This window comes from Pseudohongiella sp., from assembly GCF_040877505.1.
GTDB lineage: Bacteria > Pseudomonadota > Gammaproteobacteria > Pseudomonadales > Pseudohongiellaceae > Pseudohongiella.
Window position 1 is genome coordinate 20,490 of sequence record NZ_JBBDNQ010000007.1, and the last position, 14,678, is coordinate 35,167.

General features: G+C 57.7%; 15 protein-coding genes. 2 read left to right on the plus strand and 13 right to left on the minus strand.

The features are described 5' to 3' along the window. Positions 1 to 2: 2 nt before the first annotated feature. The gene (locus WD071_RS02480; RefSeq protein WP_368046730.1) at positions 3 to 1,010 is read right to left on the minus strand and encodes a phage major capsid protein, P2 family; all 1,008 of its coding nucleotides are present in this window, start codon (positions 1,008 to 1,010) and stop codon (positions 3 to 5) included. Between the two features lie 12 nt (positions 1,011 to 1,022). Then, positions 1,023 to 1,856, minus strand: a complete 834-nt coding sequence (locus WD071_RS02485) for a GPO family capsid scaffolding protein (protein ID WP_368046731.1) — start codon at positions 1,854 to 1,856, stop codon at positions 1,023 to 1,025. A gap of 162 nt (positions 1,857 to 2,018) precedes the next feature. Here WD071_RS02485 and WD071_RS02490 point away from each other — a divergent pair, with 162 nt between their 5' ends. Together WD071_RS02490 and WD071_RS02495 are read left to right on the plus strand one after the other, a co-directional pair. Further along, positions 2,019 to 3,782 (plus strand): terminase family protein, encoded by a 1,764-nt coding sequence (locus WD071_RS02490; protein WP_368046732.1) that lies wholly within the window; start codon positions 2,019 to 2,021, stop codon positions 3,780 to 3,782. After that, complete coding sequence (locus WD071_RS02495; RefSeq protein WP_368046733.1) at positions 3,782 to 4,765, plus strand: phage portal protein; 984 nt, start codon at positions 3,782 to 3,784, stop codon at positions 4,763 to 4,765. Before WD071_RS02490 ends, WD071_RS02495 begins: the two co-directional genes overlap by 1 nt. Before the next feature lie 1,087 nt (positions 4,766 to 5,852). Here the strand turns inward: WD071_RS02495 and WD071_RS02500 are convergent. The 11 genes from WD071_RS02500 to WD071_RS02550 all read right to left on the minus strand — a co-directional run. Beyond that, positions 5,853 to 7,100 carry a hypothetical protein gene (locus WD071_RS02500; RefSeq protein WP_368046734.1) on the minus strand — a complete coding sequence of 416 codons (1,248 nt, stop codon included), beginning with the start codon at positions 7,098 to 7,100 and terminating at the stop codon, positions 5,853 to 5,855. A 1-nt stretch (position 7,101) separates the two neighbouring features. Then, a complete protein-coding gene (locus WD071_RS02505) occupies positions 7,102 to 7,341 on the minus strand; it encodes a hypothetical protein (RefSeq protein ID WP_368046735.1) in 240 nt (79 codons plus the stop codon). Next, the gene (locus tag WD071_RS02510) at positions 7,338 to 7,628 is read right to left on the minus strand and encodes a hypothetical protein (RefSeq protein WP_368046736.1); all 291 of its coding nucleotides are present in this window, start codon (positions 7,626 to 7,628) and stop codon (positions 7,338 to 7,340) included. Before WD071_RS02510 ends, WD071_RS02505 begins: the two co-directional genes overlap by 4 nt. Before the next feature lie 330 nt (positions 7,629 to 7,958). Beyond that, positions 7,959 to 9,116 (minus strand): GIY-YIG nuclease family protein, encoded by a 1,158-nt coding sequence (locus WD071_RS02515; protein ID WP_368046737.1) that lies wholly within the window; start codon positions 9,114 to 9,116, stop codon positions 7,959 to 7,961. Continuing rightward, entirely contained in the window at positions 9,113 to 9,718 is a 606-nt protein-coding gene (locus tag WD071_RS02520; protein WP_368046738.1) for a hypothetical protein, read from the minus strand. The genes WD071_RS02515 and WD071_RS02520 overlap by 4 nt, the downstream gene beginning before the upstream one ends. Beyond that, positions 9,715 to 10,635: a DNA cytosine methyltransferase gene (locus tag WD071_RS02525; protein ID WP_368046739.1), complete on the minus strand. Its 921-nt coding sequence runs from the start codon at positions 10,633 to 10,635 to the stop codon at positions 9,715 to 9,717. Before WD071_RS02525 ends, WD071_RS02520 begins: the two co-directional genes overlap by 4 nt. Beyond that, positions 10,632 to 11,009: a hypothetical protein gene (locus tag WD071_RS02530; protein WP_368046740.1), complete on the minus strand. Its 378-nt coding sequence runs from the start codon at positions 11,007 to 11,009 to the stop codon at positions 10,632 to 10,634. Before WD071_RS02530 ends, WD071_RS02525 begins: the two co-directional genes overlap by 4 nt. Positions 11,010 to 11,037: 28 nt before the next feature. Beyond that, on the minus strand, positions 11,038 to 11,466 hold the full coding sequence (locus WD071_RS02535) for a hypothetical protein (RefSeq protein ID WP_368046741.1): 429 nt from the start codon (positions 11,464 to 11,466) through the stop codon (positions 11,038 to 11,040). 34 nt (positions 11,467 to 11,500) lie between these two features. Next, positions 11,501 to 11,719: a TraR/DksA family transcriptional regulator gene (locus WD071_RS02540; protein WP_368046742.1), complete on the minus strand. Its 219-nt coding sequence runs from the start codon at positions 11,717 to 11,719 to the stop codon at positions 11,501 to 11,503. Then, positions 11,709 to 12,191 carry a phage antirepressor KilAC domain-containing protein gene (locus WD071_RS02545; protein ID WP_368046743.1) on the minus strand — a complete coding sequence of 161 codons (483 nt, stop codon included), beginning with the start codon at positions 12,189 to 12,191 and terminating at the stop codon, positions 11,709 to 11,711. The genes WD071_RS02540 and WD071_RS02545 overlap by 11 nt, the downstream gene beginning before the upstream one ends. Positions 12,192 to 12,201: 10 nt before the next feature. Next, a partial coding sequence (locus tag WD071_RS02550) for a toprim domain-containing protein (RefSeq protein ID WP_368046744.1) occupies positions 12,202 to 14,678 on the minus strand: 2,477 nt, incomplete at its 5' end.

A 14,678-nucleotide genomic window follows, 5' to 3' on the forward strand; every position in this document is an offset into this window, starting at 1 on the left:
CTTTACACCAGTGTGATGTTCTCAACCACCGCGCCGGCACCGAAGTCTTCGACCACGTAGGCCTCGTTAGAGGATTCGTAGTTCTCGATGCGGTTGCGCTTGGGGTTGTCCATGATGTGACGGCGGCGGCCGCCGTTCTGGTAGTAGATGGACAGGTTGTCCAGGGTGGTGATCATCATGGTTCCGTCAGGAACGAACGGTACCTGCATGCCGGGCAGCCCACCGAGCCGCTTCTGGCTGACAATCAGATCCAGCGCCTGTTGTTCAGTCGGGGCATTTTCCTGGTTGATCAGCGGGAAGTACTTGTCCTGCATCAGGGTGCGGCCCAGCAGAACAACCAGATCCGGGCTTTCCCGGAACCAGGGATCCAGCATGCTGTGGACTACGTCATACACCAAGGCGTCCAGGTTCTTGTAGTCGCCAGTGGCGCCCACTTTTACCTGCCCGGATGCTGCCTCCACTTCATCCATTACCCGCTCTGGAGAGGTGGTGCGGTAGTGCTCCAGCCAGCCGATGTTGACATCCTGCAGCAGTGGGTTGGCTACTCGGTCGGTCTCTGCAGCGGCGCTGGTACCGTTGAATCCGATCATGATGCGGTCAAGCGCCTGCTGGCGAATGATCGCGTCGCGCAGCATGGCCTGGAATTGCGGGAACTTGGCCCACGCATCGATCTTGGCATAGGGTACGGCGGTGTCGAACTCGGTCAGGAAGCACTCGTAACCGTTGGCGCCCAGGTCGCTCAGGTCGCGCGGTGCGCGATCTTTATCAGACACATCGGTACGCCCGGCAATGGTGGAGCCAACGCCCAGGCCGATCTTCTCGCCCTTGATTTCATCCACACCGATCATGTTGATACGGTTCAGGAAGTCGCTGGACTCCTGGATGCGCTGCTCCAGCCGCTGCTGGACGGAAGGCTCTACAGCGAAGGTTTCCGCCGCAGACTCCACACCGTTGAGCTTCGCGATCTGCTGACGAAGCTTGTTGAACTGTACTCGGGATTCGTTGCGCATAGTCTGACTTCCTCAGCAGTCTGTGAGAGTTGCGTCCTGGCCACCAGTGGCCGGGGTGCGGGAGTGTTTGCGGTGCGGGGTGCTTTCCAGCTCCGCCTCCAGATTCTGGAATTTCTGTTCCAGGGCTTCATGGGCCTGCTTCAGCTGGCTGTACTCGTGCTGCACCTCGTCGATGGAGCTGCGTAGCTGCTGGCCGTCGCTGACGAAAAGCTCCAGCGTTTTCTCCAGGTCAGCCTTGAAGTCAGAGAACCGGGCGGCGTTGGCGTCGCGGTGTTTGCTGAACAGCGCCTTCACCTTGGTGAACAGGGTTTCGCCACCTTGCTGCCCTTCAGTGCCGCTCTCTTCTCCGCCTTCGTCCGTGAAGTCCAACTCAGCCTCAATCGCGGCAGAAAACAGGTTCTCAGGGCGCTGCTTACGTGCATTCAGGGGGTTGGTGTCGGCCTGGCTACTGAACTGCAGCATTTCGGTGCCCAGGGATGCGGGGGAGTCGGTCACCGCCAGGCCTACCAGATAGGCTTCTCCGGAATCCGCGAATTCCGGATCCACTTCGATGGAGGTGTAGATTTTCTGGCGATCCTTGGTCATCTTGACCAGGTCTTCAGTGGGATCGATTTCTGCGAACAGTTCCAGCTTGCCATCGGCGTTCTCTTCCGCCTTGACACCTGTTACATCGCCGAATGCCTTGAAGGGGCCATCAGCGAACATGCCGCGCATGTGTTCCAGCCACACCCGGGCGCCGTACTTCTCCCGGTTGAAGTTTGCGGCCATCTGCTCGATCCAGGCCCGGCTGATTGCCCGGCCATCGGTAGTGGCGCCTTCAGTAGCCACTCGGAACCATTTTTTCATCTTGCCACTCCCACGCTGTTGGGCGATGCTTATTCATTGGTTTCACTCAGTGCCCCCAGATTCGTGCCAGACGCACGTGAAGCCAACCTGCCGCCGTTGTCCCACCACTTCCCACAAAACATTCACCGCTGAACCCGCGCGCGCAGCCTTTACGCTGACGGCATGGACAAGACTGTTGAATCGGATTACCGCGAACACTTTGTGAAGGCCCGCACCCTCTACTGGATGGGATGGCGGCCGCAGCGCATTGCTGAAGAACTGGGCATCAGCGCCCAGCTTTTCCACAACTGGAAAAAGCGGTTCAACTGGGATGACGCGGAACCGATCCAGCGGGTGGAGAGCTCACTGGAAGCCCGCATGGTTCAGCTGGTGTTCAAGGACGAAAAGGAAGGGAAGGACTTCAAGGAAATCGACCTGCTAGGCAGGCAGATCGAGCGATTGGCCAGGGTGAACAAGTACCAGGAGAGCGGCCGGGAATCGGATCTTAACCCGAACATCCTGGAACGCAACCGGGCACCGCGCAAAGCCAAGAACGATATCGGCGACGAGGGCCTGGAAGAGATCACCACGGCGTTCGAAGAATCCCTGTTTGAATATCAGCACAAGTGGAAAGTGGCCGGGCTTACCAACCGGATCCGCAACATCCTGAAGTCCCGGCAGATCGGTGCCACCTGGTACTTTGCCCGGGAAGCGATTGTGGATGCGTTCCACACGGGCAAGAACAAGATCTTCCTCAGCGCCTCCAAGGCCCAGGCGCATGTTTTCCGGCAGTACATCGTCCAGTTCGTGAAGGACACCACCGGCGTTGAACTGCGCGGTGATCCTCTGGTTCTCCCCAACGGGGCAACGCTCTATTTTCTCGGTACCAACGTCCGGACAGCACAGAGCTATCATGGCGATCTGTACATGGACGAGTACTTCTGGATCCAGAGCTTCCAGCAGTTCCGGAAAGTGGCCTCCGGCATGGCCATGCACAAGAAGTGGAGCCAGACCTACTTTTCCACGCCATCGGCAATCACCCACGAAGCCTACCCATTCTGGACAGGTGAGCAGTTCAACAAGCGCCGTGCGAAAGATAAGCGGGTAACCGTGGACACCTCCCATGCAGCTCTGGCCAATGGCATGGCCTGCTCCGATGGCCAGTGGCGCCAGATCGTCACGGTGGAAGATGCCATGGCAGGCGGCTGCGACCTGTTTGATATCGACCAGCTGCAGATGGAGTACTCCGAAGACGAGTACTCGAACCTGCTGATGTGCCAGTTCGTCGATGACACCCACGCGGTGTTCCCGCTGGCCAAGCTGCAGCGGTGCATGGTGGACAGCTGGATTGAATGGCGAGAAATGAAGCCATACGCGGACAGGCCCCTGGGCGATCGGGAAGTCTGGTTGGGTTATGACCCATCCGGCGGCGGTGAGTCTGGCGATGGTGCGGGGCTGGTTGCCGTGCTGCCATCAAAGTCGGCCAGCCAGCCCCACCGGGTGGTGGAGAAAGTCCGGCTGCGCGGCCTGGACTACGAACAGCAGGCGGAAGAGATCCGGAAGCTGACCAAGCGCTACAACGTGAGCTTTATCGGCATGGACACCACCGGCCTGGGTGAGGCAGTGGCCGAGCTGGTAGAGAAGTTCTTCCCCGCGGTCACTCGCTTTAACTACTCGCCGGACGTGAAAGCCCGCCTGGTGATCAAAACACAGAACATCATCGACCATGGCCGCCTGCAGTTCGATGCCGGCTGGAGCGACATGGCTCAAAGCTTTATGGCCATCCGGCGCGCGATGACCGATTCACAGCGGCAGATCACCTACAAGTCAGGCCGCAGCGAAGACACCGGGCACGCTGATCTGGCCTGGGCGGTGATGCATGCACTATCAAACGAACCACTCGAAGGCCCCAGCAACCACGGCGGCAGCATGATGGAGATTTACTGATGAGCAACAGCGTTAACGCTTTCACCTTTGGCGATCCGGTACCGGTGATGGACCGGTATGACATGCTTTACACCGGCTGCTGGATGGCAGGGCAGGACTACTACGAACCGCCGGTGGACATGGCGGCACTCGCCAAATCCTACCGGGCCACCGCTCACCACGGCAGTGCTCTGCAGGTAAAGCGCAACATCCTGGTGAAAACCTTCCAGCCCACACAGTACCTCACCCGGCAGGACTTCGCCCGCATGGCCATGGATTACCTGGTGTTCGGCAACCTCTACGGCGAGCAGGTGATGAACCGGCTGGGGCGACTGATCCAGATAAAACCGATACTGGCCAAGTACTGCCGCCGGGGTGTTGAGGCAGATTCCTTCTGGTGGGTACATGACTGGGTAAAGCACACCGAATTCGACCGGGGCAGTGTGGTTCACCTGATGGAGCCCGATATCGACCAGGAGCTCTACGGCGTGCCCGACTACCTGGGCTCGCTTCAGTCTGCCTGGCTCAACGAATCGGCCACGCTTTTCCGGCGCAAGTACTACCAGAACGGCAGCCACGCCGGTTTCATCATGTACATGACGGATGCCGCTCAGAACCAGGAAGACATCGATGACCTGCGCAAGGCCCTACGGGAAAGCAAGGGCCCGGGCAACTTCAAAAACCTGTTCGTCTACGCGCCCAACGGCAAAAAGGATGGCATGCAGGTGATCCCGGTCAGCGAGGTAGCGGCCAAGGATGACTTCTGGAACATCAAGAACGCCACCCGAGATGATCAGCTGGCAGGGCACCGGGTACCACCCCAGCTGATGGGCATTATCCCCACCAACACTTCCGGTTTCGGTGACGCAGAGAAGGCCGCCCGGGTGTTCGCGGCCAACGAACTGGAGCCTCTGCAGGAACGGGTGCTGGAAATGAACGATATCGTGGGCAAGGAAGTGATCAAGTTCCGGCCCTACACCCTGGGGGAGTTGTCCTCCGGCTGATAGAATAACGGCGACTGCGTTAGCGTTTGGCCACCTTCGGGTGGTCTTTTTTTGTGCCCGACCTTGACCCAGACCCCAGCCCTCAGTAATACCCGCTCGCACCCATCGAAACTATCAACTGATTATCGTTTGCTTTCCGATCTGCAACCACAGGGCTCAGCCAGCACCTGGTGAAGCGCCTTGACGATCACCAGTCCTGCACACCCCCCCGTATGGGGTTCACACCCAAAGCTCGCGGTCACCCCACCCCACCTGCGGGCTCTTGGTACCGCGATTTATCAAAGCCCATCAGTAGCAAACACGGTCACTCCCGTAAGTCATTGATTGTTCGTTCCGGGAATACTGAGAATCCAGGGGGGCTTCGGAAAAGTGTAACAACGTAACAAGGCCTAAAAACGGCTCTTAGGTATATGATAATAAACAGAAAAGTCTGTTACACCTAAAGTGCAACAAAACGTAACGGAAATGCTACACCGTTGATTTTATTAGGGTAGGGGATTGCGGTTTGTTACAGGTAAGAAGTGTAACAACGTTACGTTTTTATCTTCAAAAGTGTAACAAGTAATTTCTAATATAATCATATAGATAGAGATAGATATTACACTTATTACACTTGTTACACTTTTCCGAAGCCCCCAAACATTCTGAGCCAGCCCGCCCAACACGCACGCCCGCACACGCGTATATCCCTCAAAATATCCGTGCTTTTATAAACAGAAAGACGCCGATGCTGACTGCGTGAGAATGAGATGTAGGTGGGCTGTTTCTGCGAGCATGCCGGTCTGGGATTGCCAGGCAGAAGACTCCGTGTGCGCCGGTAGTACGTCGACAACGCTAACGTATGTTATTGATTATTTGGGTGATGAATGCGCGCTTGTGAGCGGTAGGGCGATGTTCAGAAAACCTGTAACATGCTGATTAGATTGGATTGTTGACTATCGGTGATGGGGCGCTGCAACTCCGTTAACGCCGGTTCGATTCCGACCCGCGCCTCCATTATTTTCCTTTAAAATCCAGTACTTTGCAGCGTTGAGCGTTCGCGAATTATCGGACGTCGACATCATGTCGACAACATGTCGACATCCTTTTACGTTTTTAGCTTAGCAGCCTCTATCGATTTCAGCGTCGACTTGCTCCGCTCTGGCGGCGTGATCAGGCGGTAGTGCCTGCGCATTGCCTCTGTCTGGTGGCCGCCCTTGTTGTTCTCGCCCTGCGATACGAACTCGTCTGTGAGCCCTTTCTTTCGGAGATCCCGAAGCTGGTACTGGCCGCCGTAGCCAGCATCCTTGCAGGCCTCCGCCCACGATAGCTGCATGAAGCGGTGCTTCACTGGCTGGTGGCGGCTGCGCTTGTCGAAGTAGGACGGATACACCATCAGGTAAGGGGAGATGATCCCTTGCTGGCGCTTGAAGGATCGGAACCAGTCCACCAGGTGGCGAAAGTCTTCGTTCATTTCCAGAATGATGGCCACGCCGGTTTTGTGCCTGGCGAAGTGGATCTCACCCATCGGGCCCTCGTCATCGTGAATCTGGTCTTCCCGGAGCCCGAATACATCGATGGGCTGCTGGCTCATCATATAGATCATGTCGCAGATCTTCGCGCGCCAGGTACCGTCGTGAGTTCGGCGGTTCAGTTTGTGCTCGAGGAGATGGGCGGATATCTGGGCATAGGCATCATCCGGAATCAGCACTTCCCGCTTGGGCTCGGTTGCTTTCTTCACATCCGGTACCGGGTTTCGGTCGATCAGGCCATCTTCAACCGCATGGCTGAACACCCGGGAAAGCGTGTTGCGCAGCCCGTTATAGTGCACCGGCTTGGTGTTCCAGTCGGAAAGAAGGCGGCGAACCTTCCGCAGGATGGCCGGATCGGTCAGTGTGAAGTTGGAATGTTCGCTGGCTTCGAGCTGCTGCGCGTCGTTGGCGTAATCTCTGCGGGTTGGAATGGCGATCGCCCGGCCACGGTTACGGCCGCGCTCACTCAGCACATGGCATTCACCCCATTCCACACGGCCTTTTATGATCCGGTGGCCAAGGACTTCAGTACGCCAGCGCTTCAGGTATTGGCGCATGGTGATTTTCCTGGCTGCCTGGGGCGGACGGGCAGCGGCCATGTTGCCCGCCATCAGCTGGGCGTCGAAGTCGGTTGTGGACTGTTCCCACATTTGCTGCAGGATCGCCCAGCGCCGGATGGCTATCTGCCGGTCTTTGGTCTGCAGGCTGCCTTGTTTGCGGGTAACAGGGTGGCGTACGTGGAAAACGCCATCGCGGGAATTAATGTAAAGGCCAGGGTAGCGGGCAAGCCACTCCTGGCCGGGTTTTCTGCGTGGTGGGGCCATATTATTGCAACTGCTCTGCCAGATCCTGAAGTAATCCTAGCTCCTGCGGGTTCTCCGGCAAACCCCTGATCCGCCGTTCCATGGTTTCGAAGTAGGTGTCGAGATCAATTCGCCAGCGCCGGCCATCGCGGAACGCGCCCGGAATTTCCGGGCAACGCCTGCGAATGGTGGCCAGCGACGGCGGCTGATTGTCTTCGCAATAGACCACCTCGATAAAGGTCTGAATTGAGACCGGTCTCACTGAGTTGCCGCCTCCCGCCGAACCTGCCGGCTTTTCCAGCGCTGAAAGTGTGCCTTGATCTGCCGGAACTTGGTGGCAGCCCGGACGTTATGATCCAGCTCTGCGCGGCTGCTGATCTGGCAGGCGGTGATGATCAGATCCCGCGCATCCTCTTCGGTGTGGGTGCCGTCCGGGATTTCGACGTTGCCTTTTACGCTTTGGGCTCGGTCAAGGTAACGGCGGAAGTCTGCATCTTGGCAAAGCATGGCAGCGGATCGGGCCAGGTGACCGCCTTTAACGTTTTCCATAGCTGCCCTCTCGATTACTGTCGTGGCCTGAAGCCAGACCAGTTGGTTTCTTTAGGTGGCGTAACACCACGATGGCCAGGCTCTCTGCCTGGGACTCGTGGAAGCCCAGCCCTAGCCGGCACATTTCTGAAGCCACTGCCTCGCGTAGAGCGCTGGAAATCGGAGATTCAGCCGTGCCGATGTGTCGGGCTTTTGGGTTTGGTTTTCCGATCAGACAAAGGTTGTCCGAGCCCATATCGAAGGGGCACCGGCAGTTCGGGTATTGGCATTGATCGTTCATTGATGGCTTTATAGTGGTCTTGTTTGGAGTTTTCATTGTTCATCCTTAGGTCAAGTCATAAGCCACATTTCTTCCATAATCTCTTCCCATCGTTCCTTCGGTAAGTGAGCACCAGGCGGGTTAGACTTGTTAAGCTTTGGTTTGAAGAATCTAATTAAAGAGCCTTCACAAACATCCATGTCCTGCATGGGAACCTTTATAGGAACGAAATAATCAAAATCTTTTCCTAAGTGTCCTTTCACTCTCTGGAATATATTCCTTGATTGCCCGACATAAACAATCTCTTGACCCTTGAGAAGGATATATATCCCCGTGTATTCGGCAGGAGTTAATCTAGCCCCGGCCTCGTGGTATGGCTGCACGTCATACCCGAATTTAGTCTCAAGAACTGCACACGCGTACTCGATCTGACCAATGACGCCATCCGACCAGCCAAGCTGTGATAGGTGAGTTTTTGGGTCTCCATGAGGGTTCTTTATGGTGTTGGTTACCCACCATCTATTTATATTTTCTAGGAAACTCTCGTCTTCGTTAGAAACCTCAAAGCTGTAAGGATCATCACTAGTATTGAAAAGGCGGTCAAAATCCCGGCCAGCTGATGAACGCCTTCTTTCTAATTCGTCGGGTAGGCTCAATTTTCGGTTATTTTGTCCTGCCAAAAAGGCTGAGTTCTGTAGATCAATTAGCGAATGAAGAAACAGGTTTCGGCTTACACTCCAATTATTTACATTATTATTTACTCTGCCAACACATGTACTTAAATCTCTAACAAAGCAACCGATGTCTTTTTGTAAATATTCGCATAAAGCGGACTGGGAAACTTTCAGGTCTGAATTATTCCTTTCTAGTCTCCATGACGACGACGAATGTTCTCTCCACCATTCATGCTTATGGTCAGCATTGCAGCTAGAGCACCCATTCCCAGAGTCTAGTGCCCACTCGTCAGTCCTGACTGCGACCCACCTGGAATGGCATTCCCAACAAAACTCTACTTCCAGCCACTTATCTAACGCTTGTTCGTAACCTTTGCGAACACCCGCCTCAAAAAGAGAATCCATCTGGTCGGCAATTTTCTCGAACACCTCATTTGTGCTTTGGGACCAAGCAGCATGAGGATCGAAAGTTTTTGCGAACGCTCTGACCAGATCCACTGTTTGTTGATAGAAAACTCTTAGTTCCTCGGGATATTCAAACTGTCTCATCTTCACGCTGCGTTCTCCTGTTCCAATTCCCGCTTCCGCTGCTCCAGGTAATCCCGGTTAACCTGCTGCCACCGGTCGTGCCGCTCCTGGCTGAAGCCCGGGCCGGCCATGCGGTTGATGGCTTTCTCGTCTTTGGTGACCTTCCGGATTATTTCCTCCGGTGCGTACTGGTAGTGCCAAAGCTCCAGTTCGTCTTCCGGCCTGGTGCCGTGCCAGGTCTGGCAGATCCAGCCCAGGTCGAATACCTGGTCTGTGCGTTGGGCGGTCATTACGTCGGCTCGCAGCTGGTGGTAGGCGCCCTGGATCTGTTGCAGGTTGTAGCTCGGCAAGTCGAAGATCCGGCTTTCCATCCACATGGCCCCGTCCGGCGAACGGCACAGGGCGCGAACAGCCACTGACCAGTTGCGGGGGCGCTTCAGCAGCTGGTGGGCGAGGTCGTGGCCCATGTCTATCCAGCCGAACGGTGTCCGCTTTTCGGCGGTGGTGTACTGCGGGCCATCGCCCGGGCTGGCCAGGCCCTCCCATGTCCATAGTCGGGACTGGGAGAAGAGGCGCTGGTCTCGGGCGATTGCGCTGTGTTGCTTTCTGATTTTCTTCTTTGACTTCATGCGGCTGCCTCTACTGCCTGAAGAATTTGCTTGACTGGCTCCGGGCACACAGCATTGCCCAAAAGGTGAACTGCCAGCCTGTGGTTGTCGGGGAGCTGGTAGTCAGCGGGGAAACTCATCGCGTCCCGGCACTCCCACCGGTTGAGCATGCGCATGCGGTCGCCGTCGACGATGGCCCAGCGATCGCGTGTCGTGATGGTGCCGATGGGTCGATCCAGGCTACGTCCGGTCTTGCCGGATCCGTTGCCGTAGTAAGGCATGATGAATCGCTCACCGAACGCTTGCCGGCCAGTTTCTACCCTCTCGATAGTTGCATTGCTGCGCCCGGGCTTGTAGATCGGGCTCCACTTGCCGCTATCGAAGTCGATGAACTGGCTCGCGGGGATGTGCTGGGACTTGGGTATCTGTAGATGCAGCGGGTGCGTTGACTGGGCCAGTACCAGGAAGAGACGAACTCGATGCTGGGGCGCTCCGTAGTCGGCGGCGTCTATGATGTGAGGGGCAACGCTATAGCCCAGTGAACGCATGGCCATTTCCCAGGCAGGATATAAGTTCCACCGCAAGAAACCGGGGACATTCTCGATCACCCAGAACTGCTGACGGTGATGCTCGGCAGCAGAAACCACAGCCCAGGCGGTAGATCGCGAAGCGTCATGCTGCGGGTTGTTGTAGACCATGCCTCTCGCCGGACTGTTTCCCTGACAGCAGGGGCTTGCCAGGCCCATGTCATGATCCGGCATGTAAGCCCAGTTGTACTGCTGTAGATCCTGGCATTCGTGCTCGGCGTCTGGGTGGTTCTTGCTGTGACATTCCACGGCATCCGGCCAATGGTTTGCGGCCCAAACCACCTGGTGGCCAGCCAGCTGGGCGCCAGTGGAGAACCCACCGGCACCAGCGAACAGATCAATCACCTTCACGTGCGCTCCCTCCGGATCTCGTGGAACTCGCCCCACTGGTTGATCACCTGCATGATCTGTTCGTCTGTCAGGTACCGTTCCAGCCAGCAGCCGCCGCCCATGTGTTCGAGCAGGCCAAGGGCCGCTTCGGTGTGCTTGATGTCCAGGTTGCCCATTACGTCGCGCATGTTGGCGGCGAAGTGGTTGTTCCATAGGGACAGCAGGAGGGCGCTGGCTGCGCGTCCGCCGCCGGTGTCGCCGCGGGCGATCTGCCACAGGGCCGTGGCGCAGGCCTGGGGATCTTTCCGCATGGCCGCGGCGTTTGCCCGCTCCTGTTCTTGGCGGGCGGTGAACTGCTCAATGAATTGTTCTCTGGTCAGCGTTTGCGTTTTCATCGTTATTCTCCAGTTGGCCTTTCCGGCCTTATTGGGTTTTTTTCCAGGTCGGACCGTTACGGCAAATTTCGGTCGCGGCGTCGAGGGTCTCGGCCTCTCCCCACCAGGTGGGCCGATCCCATGCGCCGCCGTCCAAGCACTCCACCCAGAAAAGGGTTTTTTCGCCTGATGTCTTGATCAGGATGTAGGGCCGGCACCACCAGAAGTGGTGGCTATCCGGCCTCTGGTCATTCGGGCAAGACGAAAAGTTGTCCGGCAGAAGTGGGTTTATGGCGTAGCCTTCGATCGTGAAATGAACCTGCTTCTTAGTGATAACGTCGACAACGTTATTTCTGAGAGATTTAGTCATTTTCTCTTCCAGGCGCTCCAGTTCCCGCACGGGAAGGTATTTCGCTCGCTTGGTCAGAGCGTCGAGACTGTCGACTATCTTTTGGACTAAGAGGCTGTCAGCGCTCATCTGTTTTTCTCCCGTTCGCCTTTTAGGCGTATTCCTATCGGTGGTTCCGCGTTTTCATTTCCAGCAGCTGCTGGCAATCCACACAGGTGGCGCAGCCGGGCAGTGCTTCCCGCCGTTTGGCGGGGATCTCGGTACCGCATTCTTCGCAGTACGGTTCGTTGCTGGTGCCTCTGGCCTGCTTTCGCTGGTTCTGCAGGGCCAGTTCCAGGGATTGCTCGATGTAGTCCCCGGCGATATCGGCTTTATCCGCCATGGCGCATGGCCTCCGTGGCGTCCGGGTTCAGATCCATGGCTGGCACCAGGCGAACGGCACCGGCTTTCACGCAGGCCTGGGCCTGTTCGGGGGAGTCGAACACCACCACCATGGCCACGCGGTGGTGGCAGCGGTCGTGGTCTTCGTTGATCACGGTCAGCTCGCCCAGGTCGTGTACGCGGCCGGTGGGTTGGGTTGCGGGTTGTTTGTGCATGGGTGCTTCCTCGTTGGGTGGTAGCCGGTACCGGATCAGTTCCAGGCCCCGGTCGGTTATAAGGGTTTTGGTGTAGGGGGTTTTGCCGTTGGTCGGGTGGTCGTAGGTGCCGGTCTTCACCACGAAGATGCCTTTGCCACGGAACGGGCCGGCGGGCATGTTGTGCTTGTCCAGCATCTTCAGCTGGCGCAGCTGCCGGGCCAGCTTGTTTCTGCCTGTGCCCAGCAGGGCGGCGGCCTGGTCGAAGGTGTGTTCCATGGCTTGCTCCTTACATCTCTTTCTGGAAGATCCAGCACCGCACTGAAGGGCTGGCTGATGAGTTGAGGCCTTCACGAATCACCGAACGAACTGTCCGGCTGCTTTCGATGAACTTGCGGCTGCGGCTGGTTTTCAGGTGGCGTTTCAGCTCGGAAATGGGCGGTATGCGCAGCTTGGATTCGGCGCACACCTGCTCGAAGTGCTTCAGGTTCACGGCGATCAGCTTCTCGTTATCGCCGTAGTGGTTCAGGGTGTTGCCACCGCTGAGCCCTTCGATGAAGTCAAAGGCTTCCCAGAATTCCTGCACCATCGGGTGGTCTGCGTTGACGGCGCTCTGGCGCTCTTTGGCCATGTCCATCACCATTTCCCGGGCCGGTTCCAGGTAAGAATCCGGCAGCAGCTTCAGGCCTTCCGGGCCCAGGCAGTCAATCAGGCTCATCATCTGGCCGTGGTTCTTGGCGATCCGGTGTATGCGGATCTCCGGCAGTTCGGCCAGGGCCTTCTCATACTGGGGGGAGCGATCGCACACCATGCGCATGATCTGGGCTTCGGTGGTGGTGGCGTGCAGCGCGAAGCCGCTGACCTGGCTCATGGGTGTGCGTTCCAGCTTCTCGGCCAGCGCCTTGGTGGTTTCGTTGTGGTTTTCCCGGGTGACGTTCAGATGCACGATGCGCTGCAGTACCGCATCGCTGGCGTTAACCTGGGCGTTCTGGCTGATCACAATCGCGCCACGGAAGGGCGGTTCGTAGGTGTCGTTGCCGCCGTTCTTCTGGCCACGGCTGCGCACGCTGCGGCCGTTGTAGGCGGTTTTCAGTTCGTCCCAGTCGAACTGCTTCTGCTTGCCGCCGGCGCCGTCCTGGTCTCGGTCGGATTCGATCAGCACAACCGGCAGGTTGGACACCTGGGCAAAGTTCCGGGCCCGGGCGGCCAGGGTGGCTTTGCTGGGGTCGAAGCCTTCGTAATCCTGACGGCCTACTAGCTTCCAGAGGAATTCGATCAGGGTGGACTTACCGGAGCCCGCTTCACCGACGATTTCAATGAAGGGGAAGGACTTGTGTTCCTTCCGGATCTGCTCGGCGAACAGGCTGCCCAGCCAGTAGGCGAGGGCGATCACACCCTTGGGCCCGAAACACTCGGCCAGGTCGCGGGCCCAGCCGCGCTGGTAATCGCTGCGGTCTTTGTTGATGGCCAGCGCGACGGATTCGGACAGCGTCTTCACGCTCATGCGGCCGATGTCGTAGTAGTCTTCGTTGTTCAGTTCGTGGATCTGGCCCGCGTGCACGGCCAGTTCTGGGAATACCCAGGTTTCGTGCTCTTTGCTGTAGCCGATGTAATCGATGGTCTCGACGGTTTTGATGCCGCTGATCTGCTGTTTCAGCAGGCGATCCAGCTGCTGGCTGGAGCCAGTCCACACGGCACCGGGGGCAATGCCCAGCATGCGCTTCTTGAACTCGCTGGCGCTGGCCAGCTGGCCGCCGCTGAAGGTGTTCTTCACGGCCCGGCCGTCGTGGGGGAAGTCCACCCGGTAGTAGTACCAACTCTCGTCGGTGACCTTGTTGGCCAGGTAGTACAGGGCGGTGGGGTAGCAGTTGGCGATCTCCACCACGGCGTTGCATTGTTCCAGGGCCCGGTCGACCATCTGGCGGTCGGTCAGCGGCTCGTCGCTGTCTTCCAGGTCCCTCATGGCCTTGTGGAATTCCTCCATGTTCAACTTGAACCAGAACAGCCGGTTGTTGAAGCCGAAGGGAAACTCGTTTCGCCCGGTGTGGGTGTAGATCCGGTTCGCCTTTTCCTGGGCGCTGCGGGCAATGACCAGATCACCCTGGTAAAGGAATTCCTTGGTTGTGGGCTCGCCGTCTTCGCTGATCAGCTCGCCGCGTTGCCAGGCGTCGTTCCAGTCGCGCTTGTGCTTTCCTTCCTGGGGGATCACCGCCGCGCCTACATTCCAGCCCTGGGAACGGGCGATGTTGGCGAACTTGCGGATGTAGCGAACGCCGGCGGCGTCACCGTCCATGGCCCAGATCAGGCGGGGCAGGTCTTCGCCGGCGTCTTCCCGGGCCTTCTGCAGTTCAGCCAGGAAGGTGTCCGGATAGTTGTTGCAGCTGAAGGCGGAAACCGCAGCCACGCCAGCGTGGTACAGGGCGATGGCGTCGAAGATTCCTTCCACTACCCACAGCTCTTTGCCCTGGGTAATGTCCAGACCGGGCGGCACCCAGGCCTGGCCCTTGGTTTTGCTGCCGTAGTTGAAGTGGGCCTTCTTCTTGCCGAAGCGGTGCGGCTTGTCGATCAGCCGCTCCCAGTAGTCGCCCCGATCGTTGATGCGAAAGCGCACAGTGGCGGAGCCGATGTTCCGTTCCCTGTCCCAGTATTGCTCCTGGGTGTACCAGCCCCGCACCCTGGCCAGATCGAAGCCGCGGCCATGCACCATGTATGCGTCCGCCACTTCGGTACCGGTTTCCTTCTCGCCGGTTTTGCGATCCTGCCTGC

Bases quoted from the DNA above. Each gene is read 5' to 3' on its own strand.
- WD071_RS02480 (WP_368046730.1), bottom strand. From the start codon at position 1,010: ATGCGCAACGAATCCCGAGTACAGTTCAACAAGCTTCGTCAGCAGATC.
- WD071_RS02485 (WP_368046731.1), bottom strand. From the start codon at position 1,856: ATGAAAAAATGGTTCCGAGTGGCTACTGAAGGCGCCACTACCGATGGC.
- WD071_RS02490 (WP_368046732.1), top strand. From the start codon at position 2,019: ATGGACAAGACTGTTGAATCGGATTACCGCGAACACTTTGTGAAGGCC.
- WD071_RS02495 (WP_368046733.1), top strand. From the start codon at position 3,782: ATGAGCAACAGCGTTAACGCTTTCACCTTTGGCGATCCGGTACCGGTG.
- WD071_RS02500 (WP_368046734.1), bottom strand. From the start codon at position 7,100: ATGGCCCCACCACGCAGAAAACCCGGCCAGGAGTGGCTTGCCCGCTAC.
- WD071_RS02510 (WP_368046736.1), bottom strand. From the start codon at position 7,628: ATGGAAAACGTTAAAGGCGGTCACCTGGCCCGATCCGCTGCCATGCTT.
- WD071_RS02520 (WP_368046738.1), bottom strand. From the start codon at position 9,718: ATGAAGTCAAAGAAGAAAATCAGAAAGCAACACAGCGCAATCGCCCGA.
- WD071_RS02530 (WP_368046740.1), bottom strand. From the start codon at position 11,009: ATGAAAACGCAAACGCTGACCAGAGAACAATTCATTGAGCAGTTCACC.
- WD071_RS02535 (WP_368046741.1), bottom strand. From the start codon at position 11,466: ATGAGCGCTGACAGCCTCTTAGTCCAAAAGATAGTCGACAGTCTCGAC.
- WD071_RS02540 (WP_368046742.1), bottom strand. From the start codon at position 11,719: ATGGCGGATAAAGCCGATATCGCCGGGGACTACATCGAGCAATCCCTG.
- WD071_RS02545 (WP_368046743.1), bottom strand. From the start codon at position 12,191: ATGGAACACACCTTCGACCAGGCCGCCGCCCTGCTGGGCACAGGCAGA.